We start from the raw sequence: 23,152 nt of genomic DNA on the forward strand, positions 1-23,152 counted from the left end.
TAACCTTTTAATTTCTCATTTTTTCGATTGATTGTACCTGAATTTTTTCCTTTAAACCCCATCCCCTCAGTTTTAAGCCTGCCCCTGTCCTATAAATTAAACCTGATATTTAGGATTGGAAAAAGTGCTCATAAATTATAATAGATGCAATAAAAAAGCCTTCCATCTCAAAGATGAAAGGCTTAATCATTTTATTTGAAAATTACAGTTGCTCTTGCTTCTTGTTATATCGAATCGATAACCAGGTGGTAATTGCCAGTACAATCACAATAAAGCCAAGTGAAATCCAGATTGGCATATGGAACACATCGAGCATTAGCATTTTGAAACCAATAAACAGCAGGATAATCCCGAGACCATAGGGTAAATAATGCATTTTAGATGCCGCACCTGCCAGTAAGAAGAACATGGCACGCAAGCCTAAAATCGCCATTAAGTTTGCGGTTAACACAATAAAGGGATCACTGGTCACTGCAAAAATAGCCGGAATAGAATCCACCGCGAAAATAACATCGGATGCTTCAACCAAAATCAACACCAGGAATAATGGCGTTGCCCATAACACCCCGTTTTGACGCACGAAGAAGTTATGGCCATCTAGATGCGGCGTAATACGCATACGTTTGCGTAACCACTTGAGTAAGGCCATATCTTCAATATTCGGGTTTTCTTCATGACCTTTAAGAAACTTAAAGCCGGTATAGACCAGAAAGGCACCGAAAATATACAGAATCCAAGAAAATTCTTGAACGAACCATGCACCAATAAAAATAAAGATGGTACGTAAAATAATGGCACCGAGTACGCCATACAGCAGCACTTTACGTTGTAATGCCGGAGGGATGGCGAAGGCAGCAAAAATCATCAGCCAGACAAATACATTATCAATTGCCAGTGATTTCTCTAACAGATAACCGGCAAAATATTCCATGGTCTTTTGATTGGCTAAAGCAATACCCGCCGTTTGCTGTAAATAAAGCCATAAACCGCCTGCAAACAGCATGGAAACACTGACCCAGGCAATGCTCCAGTAGGCCGCTGACTTAATTTTAACGGGCTGGTCTTCTTTGTGCTTAAAACCAATGAAGTCGATGATGAGCATGATTGCCACCATCACAAAAAATGCCAGATACAACCCAGGGTTGCCGATGGATTCCATAAAAAATCTCCACACCCGACAACTGGCCATAAAAAAACCTTGACCTGTTGCCAGATGATTTAAACATCTGTGTCAACATGATCAAGGTCTTGCCTACATCTGAATACCAATATTTTGTAATTTCAGATGCTCAGATACCGACTTTTTGCAAAGTGTAATGACGATATTCTGACACGTCCACCAGAATTGCTTCTAAGGACGCTTGGAGGAGGCTACTCCCCTTGTTCAACTCAATTTTGTTTTGGATCTAATCCAAATGTGGCTGAAGAATCGCATATTTATATGAATTGTGCAAATTTTATCTAGCTTAATTACACTTTAATGAAGTCACGGCGCTGCACCAAAATGAGTGCCAACAGGGTACCGACTAAGGCAATTAAACCACCTGCCATGCCAATCTGGCTTAAACCAAAACTCGCAGTCACTATGCCACCCAGCAATGCGCCACCTCCAATACCGACATTATATAGACCTGAATAAATCGCCATGGCGACATCGGTGGCATCTGAAGCGAGGTTCAGGGTTTTGGCTTGCAATGCCAGGCTAAAGCAAATAATGCTCATACCCCAAAATAAGCTGAGCGTACTCAGGCCAATAAAACCTTGCGCCAGTGGCAGTAACAGCAACATGGAAATGGCGAGTAAAGCACAGCTTAAAGGAATCGCAAGTTTTGGATACCGGTTGCCAAATTTACCAAACAGAAAAGAACCAATAAATCCGGCACCGCCATAGATGAGCAATAAACTGGTGGTTTGCGAGGAACTAAAATGGGCAATATTCAGGGTAAAGGGTTCGATATAACTATAAGCGGTAAATTGTGCAGTAATGATGAGAATGGTTAATCCAAACACCATCACCAAGCTTGGACGTTTAAATAAGATGCCAATACTTTTCAGTGAACCTGAATTGACACTGGGCAGTTTCGGTAGGGTTTTGGCCAAGGTAAGGCAGATGACGGCTGCACCAAGTGCAATTAAGGCAAAAGTATTGCGCCAGCCATAGGCTTCGCCAATCATGCGACCAAAAGGAATACCCAACACCATTGCCAATGCGGTACCTGTCGCGAGTAAACCCAACGCCTGAAATTCTTTACCTTTTGGAGCCACCCGTACCGCTAAGGATGCAGTAATTGACCAGAATAGTGCATGGGAAAATGCAATCCCGATTCGGCTGGCCAACAACACCTTAAAATTCCATGCGAAATACGATAGGCCATGACTCAGAATAAACACAACAAATAACGCGATCAGTAAAAAACGTCGTTCGACATTTCGCGTCATCAGCATCATCGGTAATGAGATCGGGGCAACCACCCACGCATAAATGGTAATCATGATCCCGACATCGGTGGCAGGCATATTGAAACTGTGACCAATATCGCTGAGCAAGGCCACAGGAATAAATTCAGTGGTATTAAAAATAAAGGCTGCAAAAGCTAAAGTGATCACACAAATCCATTGCCGGGTCGGATTGAGTGGTATTTCAGAAGATAGGGATGACATAGTCAGATAATTTGATAAGTAGCGTTAAAGTTTAGGCTTAAATCCTAAACTTGTTAAGTTTAATCCTCAGGATGAAATGTGCTCAGCATTGATAGAAACAACAAAAAACTTAACACTATTGCGCAGCTATTTATGGCATGTTTATTTATATTCACCTGAATGAGAGAATAAAAATGTTGGAAATTAAGCACGAAGATGATGGCAAAAAAGGTGAATTTTATATCGGTGACAATCATCAGCATCTAGCGGAGATGGTCTACACCTGGGCCGGTGAAAGTGTTTTTATTATTGAGCATACCGATGTAGACGATTCGCTGCGTGGACAAGGGATAGGCAAAAAATTACTGGATCGTGCGGTGGCATGGGCACGTCAAAAAAAGGTTAAAATTATTCCACTCTGCCCTTTTGCAAAGTCAGTTTTTGATAAAGATTCCTCTATTCACGATGTTTTAAAATAATCTATTTTTAACGTATTCTGATTTCAGTCAAATAAAAAAGTGAGGGCTAGCAATGCAATTTCAACATAATGATAACGGCCAACAGGGTGAATTTTTTACTTTGAATGATGCAGGTCAACGGATTGCAGAAATCAGTTATATATGGAGTGGTGAGCATAAAATTATTGCCAATCATACCTGGGTAGATGATGCTTTGCGTGGACACGGCGTTGCACGGCAGTTGCTGGATGTATTGGCGGAGTTTGCCCGTCAAAAAAGATTGAAAATTGTACCAACCTGTTCTTATGTCGATGTAATGTTTAGACGCGATAAAAGCTTCGCAGACGTCAGAGCTTAGCTTTTAAATAGATTGAAAAAAGCCCAAATACTGGGCTTTTTGATGTTTTTAAACTATTGCCCTTCAATGATGACTTTCATTGCTTTCTGGTCTGCAGCATGTTTAAACACATCATAGGCTTTCTCAAATTCATTAAATTTAAAATGATGCGATGCCAGTTTTTCCATCGGTAATTTTCCAGAACAGCAGGTTTTAAGTAGCATGCCGGTAGTATTGGCATTGACCAGACCGGTGGTAATGGTCAGGTTTTTAATCCATAACTTGTTGATTTCGAAATTCACTGCTTTACCATGCACCCCGACATTGGCCAGATGTCCGCCTTCTTTAACCACATTCTGACAAATATTCCAGGTGGGTTCTGCACCGACCGCTTCTATCGCACAATCTACCCCTCTCCCGTCGGTAATGTCTAAGATGCGCTGAATCGCATCTTCCTGCATGGAGTTGATGGTGTGTGTTGCACCCAATTCTTTGGCCAGCGCTAAACGGTGATCATCAGTATCTACAGCAATAATGGTGGAAGGTGAATAGAATTGTGCAGTCAGCAAGCAGCCCGTACCAATCGGTCCCATGCCGATAATGGCAATACTATCGCCAGGTTTGACGTCGCCATAGCGCACGCCAATTTCATGCGAGGTCGGCAATACATCGGATAAAAATACCGCCACGTCTTCATTTAAACCTTCAGGTAATGGGTAAAGCGAGGTATCGGCAAAGGGAGTACGCACATATTCTGCGTGGCTACCATCAATCATGTAACCCATAATCCAGCCCCCGCCATTCTGGCAGTGCGCATAAAGTTGTTTCTGACAGTTTTCACAGGTTCCACAGCGGCTAATACAGGAGATAATCACCCGATCGCCTTTTTTGAAATTTTTGACGGCGGAACCGACTTCTTCAATAATTCCGATGCCTTCATGACCTAAAATGCGGCCATTAAATTGCCCGCTTATGGTTTTGGCATGTTCCTGTATTTCAGGATTTTTACCTTTCCATATGCCTAAATCGGTACCGCAAATGGTGGTTTTGGTGACCCGGACCACGGCATCGTCGGGATTAATAATCTGGGGAATTGGGCGCTCTTCAAAGCGGATATCATTTTCGCCGTAGTAGACCATTGCTTTCATTGTTGTCATCAGCTTATTCCTTTTCCATTCCCTCTCGTACATGCTATGGAGTAAATTTTCTCTTTAAAAAATTAAGGAAAAACATTTAAATAAATGAAAATTAAACAAGGATGAGAGGAAAACAGTTGATCAGAGCCTCTGCTGTATTAATAGGACATTGAAGCATTGAGCATAAATACACAGAGCTTATCTATCTAAGCTATCAACACTCAGTGACGAAGTCATTACTTGGACAGCTTTGCTTACAGAATGATCTGATTTGAATGCAGATTTAAATGATTCAAGATAAAAATGATCAATGCAGAATTTTATTTCTGCGTGTTTATAAGAAAGGGACAAGCTGATAAAAATGATCCTAATGTGGTCTTTTGACGAGTATAGTTTTAAACCAGAGATCAGCTTTGCAGATGTTAAGTTTTAACATCTGCATGGTGTAATTGTTGTTTAATGACTAAAAGCTGAACCAATCTTAGAAACATTTATAAGGATTGGGTTTTATTAAAAAGCAGGTTCTGAGATTGGATAAGTTGGGTTAAAACCATACCCAGCACTGAGGTCATCAGCATCATTTCCAACATGGCATATTCTTGGACCGAGAAAAAACATAAGGCCAAGACACCTAAACTAGAATAGATATACAGAGTATTTTGAACCCAAATTTTAAGTGTAATCCCAAGAAGGCCTGAACAAATAGCAATGTTCAGCATCTCTTCAATACCATTACGATGTAGGATAATGATTAGGCTTAAGTAGCTACAAACTAATCCCATCGTGATGAAAAGTTTTTTTAACATGCTTTTCCCCTGATTTTAGATAATTATTTGTTTTGATTTAGCTAAATCAATTTTAATACACCGAATGGTAAAAAATAAGTTAGTTTAAGCTATGCTATGTGTAAGAAAGAAATTACATTTGATTAAAAAATGACCATTATTGTCTTGAGTTAAACTTTAAAAATTAACCTGTGTGGCAGATAAGCAATTTAAAACTCACACCAATACTTATAGGTGCTTTATGCTCACCCAATTGTGCTATGCCAGTAGCCGTGTCGAATATGATAATGATTTATTACAGGATTTAAGCGACATTTTGGCTACCGCGCGTGCTTTTAATCAGGCGCAAGCGATTTATGGCGTACTTTACTATGCAGAAGGCATTTATTTTCAATGTTTGCAGGGTGAACAAAGTCAGCTAGAAAAGCTATTTGCACAAATTTCAGAGGATGCTCGTCATAATCAGATTCACCGTTTTCCAGATCATGCTATTGAAGAAATTCACTTCAAGCAATGGTCGATGAAATATGTCAATCAGCATGGGAAAATCACCACTCTGTTTAAGAAAATGGGTTTAGATAAATTCTTGCCCCATCAATTGAATCATCAGCAAATTAACCAGTTTCTCGATTTACTGTTAAAAATGGAAGAAAGCGGACATGTGACAAAAGCCAAGGTAGGTATAAAAAACCGAGGCTATCAAAATTATTTTTAAATAAAAAGCCCACATGATGTGGGCTTTTAATATTTCAACATCTAGGCTTTTAAAGCACTAATCAACTTCTGATGTAAACCACCAAAGCCACCATTCGACATAATCACCACAGCATCGCCCTCGCCTGCCTCTTGAGCCACAGTTTTGATGATGTCATCCAGTGTACGGACCACAATGGCTTTGTTCTGGGCTGCATCAATGACCGGCTGTAAATCCCAGTCCAAACCTTCCGGTTGATACCAGATCACTTCATCAGCCAAACGTGCGGAATGCGCCAAACCGTCTTTATGGCTACCCATACGCATGGTATTTGAACGCGGTTCAATAATCGCCCAAAGCTTACGTTCACCTAAGCGTTTACGCGCACCGTCTAAAGTGGTTTCAATGGCTGTAGGATGGTGGGCAAAGTCATCATAAACTTCAATACCTTTCACAGTGTCCAGCAATTCCATACGGCGTTTTACACCGCCAAAGTTTGAAAGTGCTTCACATGCAGTTTCAATGGATACACCGACATGCTCAGCTGCAGCAATGGTCGCCAAGGCATTGGCAACACTGTGCTGCCCGGTCATATTCCATTTAACAATGCCTTTGACTACACCATCTTCTAGTACTTTAAAGTGTGAACCATCTGCAGAAAGTTGCTCGGCAGATAATGCTGCTTTTTCATTGGTATCTAATGAAGTGCGAACCACAGGTGTCCAGCAGCCCATGTCTAAAACTTCATCAATATTGGTTTCAGTAATTGGGGCAATAATGCGGCCTTCACTTGGAATGGTACGTACCAGATGATGGAACTGTTTTTGAATCGCAGCCAGATCATCAAAGATATCGGCATGGTCAAATTCGAGATTATTTAAAATCGCAGTTTTAGGATGGTAATGTACAAACTTGGAACGCTTGTCGAAAAAGGCAGAATCATATTCATCTGCTTCTACACAGAAGTATTTGCCGCCGCCTAAACGTGCACTTTCACTAAAACCGAGCGGTACGCCACCAATCAGGAAACCCGGGTTTAAACCGGCCTGATCAAGTACCCACGCCAGCATCGTTGTGGTTGTGGTTTTACCGTGTGTTCCTGCAACGCCAAGCACATGTTTACCTTGTAAAACGTGGTCTGCCAAAAATTGCGGACCTGAAATATAAGGAAGACCTTCATTCAGCATATATTCCACAGCATCAATGCCACGTTTCATGGCATTGCCGACAATTACCAAATCTGGATGCGGCTGCAAATGGCTACGGTCATAGCCTTGCATTAAGGTAATACCTGCATTTTCCAGTTGGGTCGACATGGGTGGATAGACGTTCGCATCTGAACCCGTCACCTTATGTCCTAAATCACGTGCTAATAATGCGAGTGAACCCATAAAGGTGCCACAGATACCCAAAATATGCAGATGCATTCGTTTTAACTCCACTGCTTTTTTGACACATCACTTTGGTGTTGGTGGTGTCATTATTGATTCAATTTGAAAGCAACGATATCAAGGGTTTTGCGGAAAAGATAGTCTTTCTTGTATCTATTCATAGGATTGCATCATACGTTCTATGTCGCTGTTATAAGCCTATGGTTTGCTGGAAAAATCAAGGATGAAATGACATGCTTTTTTAGTGGAAAAACGTAAAATATTCACGATTAATTTAGAAAAATTGACTATGTTATTTCCGCTACTGCTTTTAATTATTTCTAACTGTTTTATGACTTTGGCTTGGTATGGTCATTTGAAGTTTTTACATGGTGCCCCGCTTTGGCAAGCGATTTTATTTGGCTGGGTGGTTGCCCTGCTCGAATACAGTTTTATGATTCCTGCTACTCGATTGCTTGCACAACAAGGCTGGGCGGTGGGGCAAATGAAAATTACCCAAGAAGTGGTGACGTTACTGGTGTTTGTGCCTTTTATGATTTTTCTGTTTAAGCAGCCTTTTAAACTGGATTATTTATGGGCGGGATTGTGTCTTTTAGGTTGTGTATATTTTGTCTTTCGTAGTCAATAAACTGACCACTGCCCTATTTTTACTAATTTATATAAAAAAGATGGAAAATATCCAGCCGCTTGAGCGGTTAAATTTTGGTGAGATGAAAAATCAGTCTATAATATCGGGCTTGTAATTCATTTAAAGCTTGGCACTTGTCGAGATTTATCCTTCCTTACATCCGTTTATGGAATATTTGCAATGAATGCGGCTGCTGCAGACACTCAACCTCTCGTTGGAATTATCATGGGTTCTCAATCTGATTGGGCAACTCTCGAAAACACTGCCAATATGCTTAAACAACTTGGCGTCCCATTTGAAGCGGAAGTTGTTTCTGCGCATCGTACGCCAGACCGTTTATTCGAATATGCTGAAACAGCACGTGAGCGCGGTATTCAGGTGATTATTGCCGGTGCTGGTGGTGCAGCGCATTTACCCGGTATGTGTGCAGCAAAAACTGATTTACCAGTTTTAGGTGTACCTGTGAAATCTTCAATCCTAAATGGTGTCGATTCATTGCTTTCAATCGTGCAAATGCCTGCAGGTATCGCAGTCGGTACATTGGCGATTGGTCCTGCTGGTGCAACCAATGCCGCGATCATGGCAGCACAAATTTTAGGTTTAACGCGCCCTGAAATTGCAAAAAATGTTGCCCAATTCCGTGCTGCGCAAACTGAAAAAGTGGCGAGCAAAAATATTCCTGGTCAAATCTAAAGCCAAGCTTAAAACGGGACACACGTTATGGATAAAACCATCGGTATTTTTGGTGGTGGTCAACTCGGCCGTATGATGGCACAAGCTGCTCTACCGCTGAATATTCAATGTACCTTCTTTGAAGCCAATACAGATTGCCCTTCCGCAGCGATGGGTCGGGTGATCTCAAGCAAAGCTGAAAATGGTTTACAACAGTTCATCGAAAGTGCAGATGTTTTCAGCCTGGAGTTTGAAAATACACCGCTGGCAGATGTTGATGTTTTAACCAAGCAAAAAGAACTGCATCCACCACGTCAGGCTTTGGCCACTGCGCAACACCGTTTGCTGGAAAAAGCTTTATTCGATCAACTCAAGATTCCTGTTGCCCCGTATAAAGCAATCGATTCTTTAGATAGCTTAAAAGCTGCAGTTGCTGAATTAGGTTTACCGATTGTTTTAAAAACAGCAACAGGTGGATACGACGGTAAAGGTCAATTCGTTCTTCGTACCACCGATCAAATTGATCAAGCGTGGGCGGAACTTGGGCCAGCGGGTTCATTGATTGCTGAAAGCTTTGTGACCTTTTCGCGTGAAGTGTCGATTATTGCAGTGCGTGGTCAAAATGGTGATGTGAAAACCTGGCCATTGGCTGAAAATCATCATCACAACGGCATTTTGTCGCATTCGATTGTACCTGCGCCAAATAGTGCAGATTTACAACCTATGGCGCAAGACTACATCACTCGCCTGCTCAATCATTTGAATTATGTGGGTGTGTTGACGCTTGAATTGTTTGTGACCGAAAAAGGCTTATATGCCAATGAGATGGCACCACGCGTGCACAACTCAGGTCACTGGTCAATTGAAGGTGCGGTTTGCTCGCAGTTTGAAAACCACATTCGTGCGGTTGCAGGTTTGCCCCTTGGTTCAACCGAAGTGGTTCGTCCAACAGTCATGATCAATATTATTGGCAAGTATCCGAAATCTGAAGATGTCTTGGCTTTAAATGGCGCACATTTGCACCTGTATAACAAAACTGAACGTACAGGCCGTAAAATTGGTCATATCACGCTAATGCCAAATGATAGCGCTGAATTAACCACTTTATGCCGTCAATTGGCGAAAATTTTGCCGGAACCTTTGGCATTAACTCAAGATATGAGCATTTAATCCTTAGATTGAATGATAAAAAAGCGGTCATGCCAATGACCGCTTTTTTTATGCCTGAAGTTCGGGCATGATTGCGCCTCTTTCGAGCTCATGCATCGTTTATCGGAAAGAATAGAAAATAACTGTATGTAATTTGTACAATCCTTTATAAATAGATTGCATAAAAAACAAACAAATAGAATTGTTCCGTATTTAAGTTTTACTGCTGTAAAATGATGCAGAAATTTTTAAATTCAAAAGATAAAAAAATAAATTCAAAGTCATATGAATTTAAATTCAAACAGGCATATTTGAATTTAAAAAACATGAATTCAAAGTTGTATTTGGGGGTATGAATTTAAACTTTAATTTTAAAACAGACTTTTAAATTTAAAGTTTTACGTATTTAAAGATATAAAAACAAAAGAAATTAACTTATCCACAGCATGTTTGAATTTAAAAACCGTAGTTTAAATTTAAAAGAATCAATTTAAATTCATATTTTGAATGTTTTTGAATTTAAAAAAGGCCTAAAAGCAGGGGTGTGGATAACTTTTTAAATTTAAAACAGAATATGAATTTAAAATGAAGGAAAATGAATTTAAATTTACGATTTGATTCAGAAATTATGAAGGGTTGATGGTATGGTAAAAACATAATTTAAATTCAAATATCGTAAAGGGATACTATGCATCGCTTAGCTTTCGTTTTAGGTTCAGTTTTCCTTGCAATGACTCAAGCCAATGCTGAGCTGATTATTAATGGTCAACCTGTTACGACCACTTCCACTACATCCTCTACGCCAGTTTTTAGCGCCCAAAACAATTTTCAGCAATGTATTGCCAATTTACGGACTCAAGCCCTGACTTCTGGGGTAAGTGCTTCGACCTATGATCGCTATACGCAAAATTTAATGCCTGATTATTCCGTGATTGAAAAACTGAATTATCAACCTGAATTTTCTACCCCAATTTGGGATTATTTATCCGGTCTGGTGGATGAAGAGCGTGTGCAATTGGGGCGACAAAAACTGGCTCAGCACCGTGAAGTTTTAAATCGTGTTGCAGCGGCCTATGGTGTGCCGGCTGAAACCGTGGTTGCGGTTTGGGGTGTGGAAAGTAACTTTGGTGATATTTCAGGAAGTTATCCTTTATTACAGGCGTTGGGAACTTTAAGTTGTGAGGGGCGTCGTCAGAGTTATTTCCGTGGAGAATTTTTTACCACGATGCGAATTTTGCAACGCGGTGATTTAACCGAGCAGCAAATGAAAGGCTCGTGGGCCGGTGCATTTGGTCATACCCAGTTTATGCCTTCAACTTATGAAGAGCTGGCGGTTGATTTTGATGGCGATGGCCGTCGCGATCTGGTTTCCAGTACCACAGATGCTTTGGCTTCAACGGCAAATTTCTTGAAAAAACGCGGCTGGCAAACCGGCATGCCTTGGGGTTTTGAAGTCCGTATTCCTGAAGGTATGTCCATCAATGGAGAAGGGCGTCGCAATAAAAAGTCTTTAAGTAGTTGGGTAAATCGTGGTGTAGTTCGTGCCGATGGCAGTCCTTTAATTCAAGGTAATTTATCTGACAGCAGTGCTGCAGGCTTAATGGCGCCTGCAGGTGCCAATGGACCGGTATTTTTAGTCTTCAAAAACTTTGATGCTATATATAGTTATAACGCGGCAGAAAGTTATGCTTTGGCGATTGCACATTTATCCGATCGTTTACAGGGTCAGGGTGGTTTCAGCAAAGCCTGGCCAACCGATGATGCCGGCACATCGCGTGCAGAACGACGAGAAATTCAGCAATACTTATTGAATAAAGGTTATGCCATTGGTGCAGCAGACGGTTTGATCGGTGACAAAACCCGTCAAGCCATTCGTCAGGAACAAACGCGTTTGGGGTTAAGCCCAACCGGCCGTGCAGGTCAACAAATTTTAGGTGCGATTAGAAGTGAAAATGCCCAGAAAATGATGCAATAATCATGTTCTGGGAATAAAAAAGGTCTGCATTTAGCAGGCCCTTTTTATTGCGAAGCATTTTTAATAGCTATTTACACAGCGGTAATGGTACCTAAAACACGATAGCCTGCAGCGCCTGTCACGGTAGGTAAGTTACCACTTTGTTGGTTGACAAAACGCATTGCCAACCAGGCAAAAGCGGTCGCTTCAACCCATGTTGGTGCTAAACCAATCACAGAGGTGGTTTGTACAGACCAATTGTGCTTACGTAAACGCCAACGCAATTGTTCTAATAAATGTGAGTTATAGGCTCCGCCGCCACAGACATAGACTTCGCCAGTATCCATGTCGGAGCGGTAAATGGCTTTTTTAATCGAACGGGTAGTCAGTTTTAATAAAGTTGCCTGAACATTTTCCGGTGTATTTTCTAACTCGTTATATTCAAGATCATTATGCCAGTCAGCAATCTGTTCATCTAACCATTCCAGGTTGAAGTCTTCACGACCGGTACTTTTTGGCGGTTCTTTAGAGAAATACTCATGACCTTGCAGGCGGTCGAGTAGGCTGCGAATCGGTTGACCGTATGCTGCCCAGTTGCCATTTTCATCATAGGGCTGACCGGTATAACGATGACACCAGGCATCCATTAAAATATTGGCAGGCCCGGTATCGAAACCATACACGCCATCTGTATTGCCTGCCGGCAACATGCTGACATTGGCAATGCCGCCTAAATTTAAAATCACACGATGAATGCTTGGGTGCTGGAACAAGGCCTGATGAAATGCAGGAACCAAAGGTGCACCTTGACCACCAGCGGCCATATCACGACGACGAAAATCTGAAATCACGGGAATTTGCGTTATTTCAGTGATGATATTCGGATCACCAATTTGCAAGGTAAAACCATGTTCAGGACGATGACGAATGGTTTGTCCGTGTGAACCAATGGCTTTAATCTGGCTACGATCTAAATTGTTTTTTTCAATCAGCTGGTTAATGCCATGACCAATCATTTGTGCCAGCGCTACATCGGCTTTGCCCATGCGATCAATTTCGTTGTCCCCAGGCAAAGTCAGCGCCATGAGTTCGTCACGCAAGTCCAAATCAAAGGGCAAGGTGAGGGTGGCATGAAGCTGTAATGGATCAAATGAAGCAGCCACGATGTCAACGCCATCCATGCTGGTGCCGGTCATTACCCCAATATAGATCGCTGTCATGATGATAGTTAAGCCTGCATTATGCTGAAAAAGTGTTAGTATATCGCACAAATTGTATAACTGATGTATTGGGTTTTGTGATGTCAAATTTCCTTCCGGCTGAAGAACAACTTGCCCTCATCCAACGAGGCACTCATGAGATTATTTCTGAAGAGGATCTGTTAAAGAAACTTAAAGAAAATCGTCCATTAAAAATTAAAGCGGGCTTTGACCCAACAGCACCTGACTTACATTTAGGTCATACTGTACTGATTAACAAGCTAAAAGTGTTTCAAGACCTAGGGCATGACGTTACATTCTTGATTGGCGACTATACCGCCATGATTGGCGACCCGACCGGTAAAAGCGCAACACGTCCGCCATTGTCGCGTGAACAAGTATTAGAAAATGCAAAAACTTATCAAGAACAAGTGTTTAAAATTCTTGATCCAAATAAAACCAAAGTTCGCTTTAACTCTGAATGGTTTGCAGAAAAAACCGCAGCCGATCTGATTCAATTGGCATCTCAGCAAACGGTTGCACGTATGCTTGAACGTGATGACTTTACCAAGCGTTATAACAACCATCAACCGATTGCGATTCATGAATTTCTGTATCCGTTGGTACAGGGTTATGACTCAATTGCACTTGAAGCAGATGTCGAGTTGGGTGGTACAGACCAGACTTTTAACCTGTTGATGGGTCGTACGCTACAAGGTCGTTATGATCAAGAAGCGCAGGTCTGTATTACGGTTCCAATTCTAGAAGGTTTGGATGGCGTAAATAAAATGTCTAAATCTTTGGGTAACTATATTGGTGTATTTGATGCACCGGGTGCGATGTACCAAAAAGTCCTTTCAATGCCAGATGCTTTAATCGAGCGTTACTTTGATCTGCTGAGTTTTAAATCACTGGAAGAAATTGCAGTGTTATTGAAAGAAATGCAAGAAGGTCGCAATCCTCAAGAGATTAAAAAAATCCTTGCATTGGAACTGGTAGAGCGTTTCCATGGTGCGGAAGCGGCTGAACATGCACATAAAGGTGCGGGTAATATTATTACTGAAGGTGAACTGCCAGAAGGAACTCCAGAAGTTACTATTTCACGTGCTGAATTTGGTGGGGAGATGTTTATTGCTTCTATTGTACGTACTGCCGGTTTAACCAAAAATGCTGCCCAAGCCAAAGATGCGGTGGCACGTGGTGCTGTAAAAGTCGATTGGGAAGTGGTTGATGCGGGTTTCTCGGTGAATGAGAACAAAACTTTCATCATTCAGGCAGGTAAAAAAGCGATCGCTAAAGTGACCTTCACAGACTAATGATTTCTTAAACTTTCGTTTAAGTTATTGAAATAAAAGCAGGCTTTAGCCTGCTTTTGTTTCTTATATCGTATATTCATATTTTAAATAAGCAAATTCAAAAAAAACCTTATAAAAACAACAGTTAAATTTTTCCAAAACTGTTGCATTATCTTTTGCTTATGTATAAGATTTATCCATCTAGACACTGTGTAGAAAATATATCTAGAGGCTAAGTGTGTAACAAAAAGCTCCACAGTTTTAAGTCTCTTCCCCAATAGACTTTTTTTAATTTTTTACCGATAATTATAATAATGACATCATGGATCGAACTATAGATTCAACTCCAAGGAAGAGGTTTTGGGAGAGATCTCTTTCTTTTTTTCTATCTAAAATTTAGTCAATTTTAATTTATTTCATTTTTCCTACTACTTACATAGCAAAAAAATCTACACTTGAGGAGATTTTACTGAGCTTGTTCATTTTTCATAAGTGATAGGTGTTGCGACATTGAAGTGAAAGAAATTGAGTTTGGGTAAAATCATTTTGATTAAGCTGCCGATACATAAGCGGGTATAATGATTCCTTGGCGCCCATCTATAGATAGGATGTAAGCATCAATAAGTGCTGATTACTGCAATTAAAACGAGTTACAAGTATTTAATACAAAGCTTTCCCAGTCAAAAAGACTAAATTTAATTTTACCACTCAACACACTCCAAATGCCGTGATCAAGCAGCTTAATAAGCATGGAAATTCAAACAGAAAAATAAAACCAAGTTTAAGCAACTACATAATTCTTATTATTCACCTATATAGTTATAAAAATCAATTTTTTGAAGTAAGGAATGTTATTCCTAACGATGCAATCATTCATGATAAATATTTAGTCTTAAATATTCTTAGCTATAGGTAAAAGATGGTTTAGGCGGAGAGATTGGTTGGTTTAGGTAGATTTGAGTTAAGTAAATAGTATTTCTAGCTCTATGGGGACTTTTGAAGATAGATATAGGTATATTAAGAAGAGATTGATCATTTAGGATGTTAGTTAAAATATAAAATTCCAAGAAAATCAAAAAAAACTAATTTTTTCATCAAAAAAGTATAAAAAATGACTAAAAAACATGTTTTTTCACTGATTTTGTAGAAAAAACAGACATGCGTGATAAATATATCCTTTTAGGGGTTGCGCCCCTCGAGAAACTGTATAGAATACGCAGCATCCCGACGCGATACAGCAAACGAACTGAGCTGATTTGGTTAAGTTGTTTATTTTATTGCGTTGAAACTTGTCTCTGACGAAGAGCAAGATAGATCATTAAGAGATTATGAAGAACAACTTGTGTGGATTTTTACCGGTTGATTGATCGAAATTATTTTCATTGATTGATGGTAAGAATTACTCGAAGTTTATTTGAGAAATATTTGTCAGAAAATTGATGAGCCAAGATTGGTGCCCTTTAAGGCACTAAGCAATATTAAACTGAAGAGTTTGATCATGGCTCAGATTGAACGCTGGCGGCAGGCTTAACACATGCAAGTCGAGCGGGGAAATGTAGCTTGCTACATTACCTAGCGGCGGACGGGTGAGTAATGCTTAGGAATCTGCCTATTAGTGGGGGACAACATTTCGAAAGGAATGCTAATACCGCATACGCCCTACGGGGGAAAGCAGGGGATCTTCGGACCTTGCGCTAATAGATGAGCCTAAGTCGGATTAGCTAGTTGGTGGGGTAAAGGCCTACCAAGGCGACGATCTGTAGCGGGTCTGAGAGGATGATCCGCCACACTGGGACTGAGACACGGCCCAGACTCCTACGGGAGGCAGCAGTGGGGAATATTGGACAATGGGGGGAACCCTGATCCAGCCATGCCGCGTGTGTGAAGAAGGCCTTTTGGTTGTAAAGCACTTTAAGCGAGGAGGAGGCTACCTAGATTAATACTCTGGGATAGTGGACGTTACTCGCAGAATAAGCACCGGCTAACTCTGTGCCAGCAGCCGCGGTAATACAGAGGGTGCAAGCGTTAATCGGATTTACTGGGCGTAAAGCGTGCGTAGGTGGCCAATTAAGTCAAATGTGAAATCCCCGAGCTTAACTTGGGAATTGCATTCGATACTGGTTGGCTAGAGTATGGGAGAGGATGGTAGAATTCCAGGTGTAGCGGTGAAATGCGTAGAGATCTGGAGGAATACCGATGGCGAAGGCAGCCATCTGGCCTAATACTGACACTGAGGTACGAAAGCATGGGGAGCAAACAGGATTAGATACCCTGGTAGTCCATGCCGTAAACGATGTCTACTAGCCGTTGGGGTCTTTGAGACTTTAGTGGCGCAGCTAACGCGATAAGTAGACCGCCTGGGGAGTACGGTCGCAAGACTAAAACTCAAATGAATTGACGGGGGCCCGCACAAGCGGTGGAGCATGTGGTTTAATTCGATGCAACGCGAAGAACCTTACCTGGTCTTGACATAGTAAGAACTTTCCAGAGATGGATTGGTGCCTTCGGGAACTTACATACAGGTGCTGCATGGCTGTCGTCAGCTCGTGTCGTGAGATGTTGGGTTAAGTCCCGCAACGAGCGCAACCCTTTTCCTTATTTGCCAGCGGGTTAAGCCGGGAACTTTAAGGATACTGCCAGTGACAAACTGGAGGAAGGCGGGGACGACGTCAAGTCATCATGGCCCTTACGACCAGGGCTACACACGTGCTACAATGGTCGGTACAAAGGGTTGCTACCTCGCGAGAGGATGCTAATCTCAAAAAGCCGATCGTAGTCCGGATTGGAGTCTGCAACTCGACTCCATGAAGTCGGAATCGCTAGTAATCGCGGATCAGAATGCCGCGGTGAATACGTTCCCGGGCCTTGTACACACCGCCCGTCACACCATGGGAGTTTGTTGCACCAGAAGTAGGTAGTCTAACCGCAAGGAGGACGCTTACCACGGTGTGGCCGATGACTGGGGTGAAGTCGTAACAAGGTAGCCGTAGGGGAACCTGCGGCTGGATCACCTCCTTAACGAAAGATTGACGATCGGTAAGAATCCACAACAAGTTGTTCTTCATAAAGATGTATCGATGGGTCTGTAGCTCAGTTGGTTAGAGCACACGCTTGATAAGCGTGGGGTCACAAGTTCAAGTCTTGTCAGACCCACCAAGTCTACTAACTGAAGAGTTGAAAGATGAAAATCTGGAGATGAAGTTACAAACGAAGAGATACATCGATCTAATGATAAGCTGGGGACTTAGCTTAGTTGGTAGAGCGCCTGCTTTGCACGCAGGAGGTCAACGGTTCGACTCCGTTAGTCTCCACCATAATTACAGAACTTAGTGAAAACTGAATTTAAGATTTAGATTTTATTAATTTCTGTGATTTAAGTATCACGGTATTAAACCTGACCTGACGAAGGCAAGTTTATTCATTAACAGATTGGCAAATTTGAGTTGAAATAAATTGTTTAACTCGTTTCAAACAACCTAACAAGCAATTGTGAAAGTTGAATGAAATGAGAACTAGCGATTAACTGAATCAAGCGTTTTGGTATATGAATCTAATAGAAGCTGTGCAGTGATTAAATTCACAGTACTTCAAACTGTATGTTGATTGATCTCCTTGTAGGATCAAGCGACTGTTTGGGGTTGTATAGTCAAGTAATTAAGTGCATGTGGTGGATGCCTTGGCAGTCAGAGGCGATGAAAGACGTAATAGCCTGCGATAAGCTCCGGGGAGGCGGCAAATATCCTGTGATCCGGAGATTTCTGAATGGGGAAACCCACTTAGCATAAGCTAGGTATTGCATGATGAATACATAGTCATGCAAGGCGAACGAGGGGAAGTGAAACATCTCAGTACCCTTAGGAAAAGAAATCAATTGAGATTCCCTTAGTAGCGGCGAGCGAACGGGGAAAAGCCCATTAAGTCATATAAGTTCTAGTGGAATGCTCTGGGAAGTGCAACCGTAGTGGGTGATAGTCCTGTACACGAAAGGGCTTATATGATGATGTCGAGTAGGGCGGGGCACGTGAAACCTTGTCTGAATATGGGGGGACCATCCTCCAAGGCTAAATACTCCTGACTGACCGATAGTGAACCAGTACCGTGAGGGAAAGGCGAAAAGAACCCCTGTGAGGGGAGTGAAATAGATCCTGAAACCGCATGCATACAAGCAGTGGGAGCCGGCATTGTGTCCGGTGACTGCGTACCTTTTGTATAATGGGTCAGCGACTTACATTCAGTAGCAAGGTTAACCGTATAGGGGAGCCGTAGAGAAATCGAGTCTTAATAGGGCGTTCAGTTGCTGGGTGTAGACCCGAAACCGGGTGATCTATCCATGAGCAGGTTGAAGGTTGGGTAACACTAACTGGAGGACCGAACCCACTGTCGTTGAAAAGCCAGGGGATGACTTGTGGATAGGGGTGAAAGGCTAATCAAACTCGGTGATAGCTGGTTCTCCCCGAAAGCTATTTAGGTAGCGCCTCGGACGAATACCATTGGGGGTAGAGCACTGTTTCGGCTAGGGGGTCATCCCGACTTACCAAACCGATGCAAACTCCGAATACCAATGAGTACTATCCGGGAGACAGACTGCGGGTGCTAACGTCCGTAGTCAAGAGGAAAACAATCCAGACCGCCAGCTAAGGCCCCAAAATTATAGTTAAGTGGGAAACGATGTGGGAAGGCATAGACAGCTAGGAGGTTGGCTTAGAAGCAGCCACCCTTTAAAGAAAGCGTAATAGCTCACTAGTCGAGTCGGCCTGCGCGGAAGATGTAACGGGGCTAAAACTATATGCCGAAGCTGCGGATTTACACGTAAGTGTAAGTGGTAGGGGAGCGTTCTGTAAGCCGATGAAGGTGGATTGAGAAGTCTGCTGGAGGTATCAGAAGTGCGAATGCTGACGTGAGTAACGACAATGCGAGTGAAAAACTCGCACGCTGAAAGACCAAGGGTTCCAGTCCAACGTTAATCGGGGCTGGGTGAGTCGACCCCTAAGGCGAGGCCGAGAGGCGTAGTCGATGGGAAATTGGTTAATATTCCAATACTTCTGTGTAATGCGATGAGAGGACGGAGAAGGTTAAGTCAGCCTGGCGTTGGTTGTCCAGGTGAAAGGTAGTAGGCATGCATCTTAGGCAAATCCGGGGTGCTCTATGCTGAGAACTGATAGCAAGCTGTACTTGTACAGCGAAGTGGCTGATACCATACTTCCAGGAAAAGTCTCTAAGCTTCAGTTACACAGGAATCGTACCCGAAACCGACACAGGTGGTCAGGTCGAGTAGACCAAAGCGCTTGAGAGAACTCTGCTGAAGGAACTAGGCAAAATGGTACCGTAACTTCGGGAGAAGGTACGCTGTCGACGGTGATGGAATTTACTTCCTGAGCGGTTGACAGCCACAGAAACCAGGCCCCTGCAACTGTTTATTAAAAACATAGCACTCTGCAAACACGAAAGTGGACGTATAGGGTGTGATGCCTGCCCGGTGCTGGAAGGTTAATTGATGGGGTTAGCGTAAGCGAAGCTCTTGATCGAAGCCCCAGTAAACGGCGGCCGTAACTATAACGGTCCTAAGGTAGCGAAATTCCTTGTCGGGTAAGTTCCGACCTGCACGAATGGCATAATGATGGGGGCGCTGTCTCCAGCAGAGACTCAGTGAAATCGAAATCGCCGTGAAGATGCGGTGTACCCGCGGCTAGACGGAAAGACCCCGTGAACCTTTACTGCAGCTTGACATTGAACTTTGATCTTACTTGTGTAGGATAGGTGGGAGGCTTTGAAACCAGGACGCTAGTTCTGGTGGAGCCAATCTTGAAATACCACCCTGGTAATATTGAGGTTCTAACTCTGCTCCATAATCTGGAGCGAGGACCATGTCTGGTGGGTAGTTTGACTGGGGCGGTCTCCTCCTAAAGAGTAACGGAGGAGTACGAAGGTGCGCTCAGCGTGGTCGGAAATCACGCGTAGAGTATAAAGGCAAAAGCGCGCTTAACTGCGAGACCCACAAGTCGAGCAGGTACGAAAGTAGGTCTTAGTGATCCGGTGGTTCTGTATGGAAGGGCCATCGCTCAACGGATAAAAGGTACTCTGGGGATAACAGGCTGATACCGCCCAAGAGTTCATATCGACGGCGGTGTTTGGCACCTCGATGTCGGCTCATCTCATCCTGGGGCTGAAGCAGGTCCCAAGGGTATGGCTGTTCGCCATTTAAAGAGGTACGCGAGCTGGGTTTAGAACGTCGTGAGACAGTTCGGTCCCTATCTACCGTGGGCGCTGGAAATTTGAGAGGATCTGCTCCTAGTACGAGAGGACCAGAGTGGACAAACCTCTGGTGTACCGGTTGTCACGCCAGTGGCATCGCCGGGTAGCTATGTTTGGAAGGGATAACCGCTGAAAGCATCTAAGCGGGAAGCCTACCTCAAGATAAGATTTCCCAAGGACTTTATGTCCTCTAAAGAGCCGTTGAAGACTACAACGTTGATAGGTTGGATGTGGAAGTGCAGTGATGCATGAAGCTGACCAATACTAATTACTCGTGAGGCTTGACTATACAACACCCAAACAGTTGTATACTTCAAAAGATTGATCAGCAAAATGCTTGATTTAGTGAAGCGTTAGTTAGACAATGTTCAACTCAAACAGCCCAATCTGTTACAGATTTGGAAACACAAGTACGGCATGAGGAACACTGTTCCGCAAGATAAGACCCGAACGTATCCATAACAGTTGTGCTGGCGACAATAGCAAGAGTGAACCACCTGATCCCTTCCCGAACTCAGAAGTGAAACCTCTTTGCGCTGATGGTAGTGTGGGGTTACCCATGTGAGAGTAAGTCATCGCCAGCTCATTATTCCCTAAAAGCCCCGCTCAATAGCGGGGCTTTTTTTATGCTTAAAATAAATGCCAATGAGTTTTATTTTAGCCAGTTTTTGATGAGCCTCAGATTAGAAAGTTATCTTTAAAATTTATTACAAGAAATTTCAAATAAATTTGATTGAAAAATAAACTAAAATCGATCAATAGAAACTGGAAATGAGTGATAATTATTTTAATTTTAGATTTTATTATTACTTGAAATATATTAATAAAACTAAAACTATTAAAATCAAAATTAGTCAATTAGTCGAATATCAAGTTTGTGAATAGCAGACATTTCATCATTTATATATAAAATTAGTTATTCTAATACAATAAGATAGAATGCCTCTCATAAAGAAACACTCATAATCTTTGGTCTTATTGTTAATCGAAATTCATATTAGTATATTGAGCAAAATTGAATTTTAACTTAACAATTCGTGGGCTGTGATGGACAAGTACTCATGGGAGATGAGAGCGAATGACAACGGAAAAAATAGATGTAAATTCTGTAGTGGATCATGCGAAATTTAAGCCATTTCATTTCAATGTGGTTGCTTGGTGTTTGCTCATTATCCTATTTGACGGCTACGATTTAGCAATTAATGGTGTGACTTTACCATTACTCATGAATGATTGGGGCTTAAGTGCTGTCCAGGCAGGCATGTTAGCCAGTACAGCTCTTGCTGGCATGATGTTTGGTGCGATGATTTTTGGCTCCCTCGCGGACAAGATCGGTCGTAAGAAAGTGATCATGATCTGTATTGTATTATTCAGTGGTTTAACTTTTGCGGGTGGTTTTGCTTCAAATCCAACCGAATTCGGTATTTTACGCTTCCTTGCCGGGCTCGGTATTGGTGGCGTAATGCCAAACCTTGTAGCATTAACTTCCGAATATGCACCGCAAAAAATGCGTAGTACTTTGGTCACGACCATGTTCAGTGGCTATGCTGTAGGCGGTGTGATGGCAGCACTACTAGGTTCATGGTTTACTCCAACCTATGGTTGGCAGGTGATGTTCTTTATTGCCGGTATTCCCTTATTTTTATTACCGTTGGTGTGGAAGTTTTTGCCTGAATCACTCGCGTTTATTGTGAAACAGAACAAGCAGGCCGAAGCACGTCAAATCGTACGTCGCTTGGCGCCAAATCTGACTGTAACAGAGAATACGGTATTTACTTTGCCACAGGAAAATGTGCCTGAAGCAGCAAACGTCGTGAGCTTGTTCCGTCGCGGTCGTGCGGTAAATACCTTGCTGTTCTGGGTCGCATTCTTCACTTGCCTGTTAACCATGTATGCTTTAAGCAGCTGGTTACCGAAGTTAATGATGGCGGCAGGCTACTCGATGGACAACAGTCTGATGTTCATGATGGTGATGAACGTTGGTGCAGTCGTGGGTATTGTCGGTGGTGGTATTCTTGCGGATCGTTTCCATTTGAAACCGGTACTGATGGTTCTGGGTATTATGGGCGCGATTGTGATGAGCTTGATGGGTTTCCAGTCGAATACCTTCCTGCTTTACATCTTGGTGTTCTTGGCCGGTGCAGCGTCGATTGGTTCGCAAATGCTATTGTATAGCTATGTTGCACAGTTCTACCCACTTGCGGTGCGTTCGACAGGTATTGGCTGGTCTTCTGCGATTGGTCGTATGGGCGCGATTGTAGGGCCGATTCTGATTGGTGGCTTACTCGGTATGAACTTGCCTGCTTACTTCAACTTTATGGCAGTCGGTTTACCGGTTCTGATTACTGCAATTGCGGTTGCGTTGATCATGCATGACAATGAGTCTGAAAAAATTGGTTCAATTGAACCAGCAGTATCTAAAGCTTAAAGCTAAGGATTAAATAAGAAGCCTCCGAAAGGGGGTTTTTTATTTTTATTAAAATGAGTTATTAAGAAATCAAATAGATTTTAGATAGTAAAGTGAATAATTAATTTATTCTCATATGTAAAAAGTAGAATTTA

General features: G+C 42.3%; 15 protein-coding genes, 2 tRNA genes and 3 rRNA genes. 14 read left to right on the forward strand and 6 right to left on the reverse strand.

Annotated features, from left to right (window positions below):
- Window positions 1-202 precede the first annotated feature (202 nt).
- The gene (locus AC3CAU_RS03245) at window positions 203-1,159 is read right to left on the reverse strand and encodes a TerC family protein (protein WP_447053817.1); all 957 of its coding nucleotides are present in this window, start codon (window positions 1,157-1,159) and stop codon (window positions 203-205) included.
- A 311-nt stretch (window positions 1,160-1,470) separates the two neighbouring features.
- Complete coding sequence (locus AC3CAU_RS03250; RefSeq protein WP_447053816.1) at window positions 1,471-2,661, reverse strand: sugar transporter; 1,191 nt, start codon at window positions 2,659-2,661, stop codon at window positions 1,471-1,473.
- A gap of 173 nt (window positions 2,662-2,834) precedes the next feature.
- On the opposite strand from AC3CAU_RS03250, the gene AC3CAU_RS03255 reads away from it, so the two are divergent.
- Window positions 2,835-3,119 carry a GNAT family N-acetyltransferase gene (locus AC3CAU_RS03255; protein ID WP_447053815.1) on the forward strand — a complete coding sequence of 95 codons (285 nt, stop codon included), beginning with the start codon at window positions 2,835-2,837 and terminating at the stop codon, window positions 3,117-3,119.
- Between the two features lie 52 nt (window positions 3,120-3,171).
- Entirely contained in the window at window positions 3,172-3,456 is a 285-nt protein-coding gene (locus AC3CAU_RS03260; RefSeq protein WP_447053814.1) for a GNAT family N-acetyltransferase, read from the forward strand.
- A 53-nt stretch (window positions 3,457-3,509) separates the two neighbouring features.
- On the opposite strand, the gene AC3CAU_RS03265 is transcribed toward AC3CAU_RS03260, so the two are convergent.
- Both AC3CAU_RS03265 and AC3CAU_RS03270 read right to left on the reverse strand, forming a co-directional pair.
- Entirely contained in the window at window positions 3,510-4,592 is a 1,083-nt protein-coding gene (locus tag AC3CAU_RS03265; protein WP_447053813.1) for a zinc-dependent alcohol dehydrogenase family protein, read from the reverse strand.
- 470 nt (window positions 4,593-5,062) lie between these two features.
- The gene (locus tag AC3CAU_RS03270; protein WP_447053812.1) at window positions 5,063-5,377 is read right to left on the reverse strand and encodes a hypothetical protein; all 315 of its coding nucleotides are present in this window, start codon (window positions 5,375-5,377) and stop codon (window positions 5,063-5,065) included.
- Window positions 5,378-5,597: 220 nt separating this feature from the next.
- On the opposite strand from AC3CAU_RS03270, the gene AC3CAU_RS03275 reads away from it, so the two are divergent.
- Window positions 5,598-6,071 carry a BLUF domain-containing protein gene (locus AC3CAU_RS03275; RefSeq protein ID WP_447053811.1) on the forward strand — a complete coding sequence of 158 codons (474 nt, stop codon included), beginning with the start codon at window positions 5,598-5,600 and terminating at the stop codon, window positions 6,069-6,071.
- A gap of 41 nt (window positions 6,072-6,112) precedes the next feature.
- Here AC3CAU_RS03275 and mpl read toward each other — a convergent pair whose 3' ends face one another.
- Window positions 6,113-7,477 carry a UDP-N-acetylmuramate:L-alanyl-gamma-D-glutamyl-meso-diaminopimelate ligase gene (gene mpl / locus AC3CAU_RS03280; protein WP_447053810.1) on the reverse strand — a complete coding sequence of 455 codons (1,365 nt, stop codon included), beginning with the start codon at window positions 7,475-7,477 and terminating at the stop codon, window positions 6,113-6,115.
- 253 nt (window positions 7,478-7,730) lie between these two features.
- On the opposite strand from mpl, the gene AC3CAU_RS03285 reads away from it, so the two are divergent.
- The 4 genes from AC3CAU_RS03285 (at window position 7,731) to AC3CAU_RS03300 (ending at window position 11,865) form a co-directional block, all read left to right on the forward strand.
- Window positions 7,731-8,069, forward strand: a complete 339-nt coding sequence (locus AC3CAU_RS03285; protein ID WP_447053809.1) for a DMT family protein — start codon at window positions 7,731-7,733, stop codon at window positions 8,067-8,069.
- Window positions 8,070-8,249: 180 nt separating this feature from the next.
- A complete protein-coding gene (gene purE / locus AC3CAU_RS03290; RefSeq protein ID WP_131218111.1) occupies window positions 8,250-8,762 on the forward strand; it encodes a 5-(carboxyamino)imidazole ribonucleotide mutase in 513 nt (170 codons plus the stop codon).
- Window positions 8,763-8,789: 27 nt separating this feature from the next.
- The gene (locus AC3CAU_RS03295; protein WP_447053808.1) at window positions 8,790-9,911 is read left to right on the forward strand and encodes a 5-(carboxyamino)imidazole ribonucleotide synthase; all 1,122 of its coding nucleotides are present in this window, start codon (window positions 8,790-8,792) and stop codon (window positions 9,909-9,911) included.
- A gap of 667 nt (window positions 9,912-10,578) precedes the next feature.
- A complete protein-coding gene (locus AC3CAU_RS03300; protein WP_447053807.1) occupies window positions 10,579-11,865 on the forward strand; it encodes a lytic murein transglycosylase in 1,287 nt (428 codons plus the stop codon).
- Between the two features lie 71 nt (window positions 11,866-11,936).
- Here AC3CAU_RS03300 and AC3CAU_RS03305 read toward each other — a convergent pair whose 3' ends face one another.
- On the reverse strand, window positions 11,937-13,064 hold the full coding sequence (locus AC3CAU_RS03305; RefSeq protein WP_447053806.1) for an anhydro-N-acetylmuramic acid kinase: 1,128 nt from the start codon (window positions 13,062-13,064) through the stop codon (window positions 11,937-11,939).
- A gap of 80 nt (window positions 13,065-13,144) precedes the next feature.
- Between AC3CAU_RS03305 and tyrS the strand changes: the two genes are divergently transcribed.
- The 7 genes from tyrS (at window position 13,145) to AC3CAU_RS03340 (ending at window position 23,018) form a co-directional block, all read left to right on the forward strand.
- Window positions 13,145-14,359, forward strand: a complete 1,215-nt coding sequence (tyrS, locus tag AC3CAU_RS03310) for a tyrosine--tRNA ligase (protein ID WP_131218118.1) — start codon at window positions 13,145-13,147, stop codon at window positions 14,357-14,359.
- A gap of 1,459 nt (window positions 14,360-15,818) precedes the next feature.
- Window positions 15,819-17,356 (forward strand): 16S ribosomal RNA (locus AC3CAU_RS03315).
- A gap of 61 nt (window positions 17,357-17,417) precedes the next feature.
- A tRNA-Ile gene (locus tag AC3CAU_RS03320) sits at window positions 17,418-17,494 on the forward strand.
- Window positions 17,495-17,576: 82 nt separating this feature from the next.
- Window positions 17,577-17,652 (forward strand) — tRNA-Ala (locus tag AC3CAU_RS03325).
- Window positions 17,653-17,982: 330 nt separating this feature from the next.
- A 23S ribosomal RNA gene (locus tag AC3CAU_RS03330) occupies window positions 17,983-20,879 on the forward strand.
- A gap of 180 nt (window positions 20,880-21,059) precedes the next feature.
- A 5S ribosomal RNA gene (rrf, locus tag AC3CAU_RS03335) occupies window positions 21,060-21,174 on the forward strand.
- The 16S, 23S and 5S rRNA genes sit together here with 2 tRNA genes alongside, the layout of an rRNA operon.
- Before the next feature lie 494 nt (window positions 21,175-21,668).
- Window positions 21,669-23,018, forward strand: a complete 1,350-nt coding sequence (locus AC3CAU_RS03340; RefSeq protein WP_424619177.1) for an aromatic acid/H+ symport family MFS transporter — start codon at window positions 21,669-21,671, stop codon at window positions 23,016-23,018.
- Window positions 23,019-23,152: the final 134 nt, after the last annotated feature.

It is taken from the genome of Acinetobacter sp. GG23, from assembly GCF_057766365.1.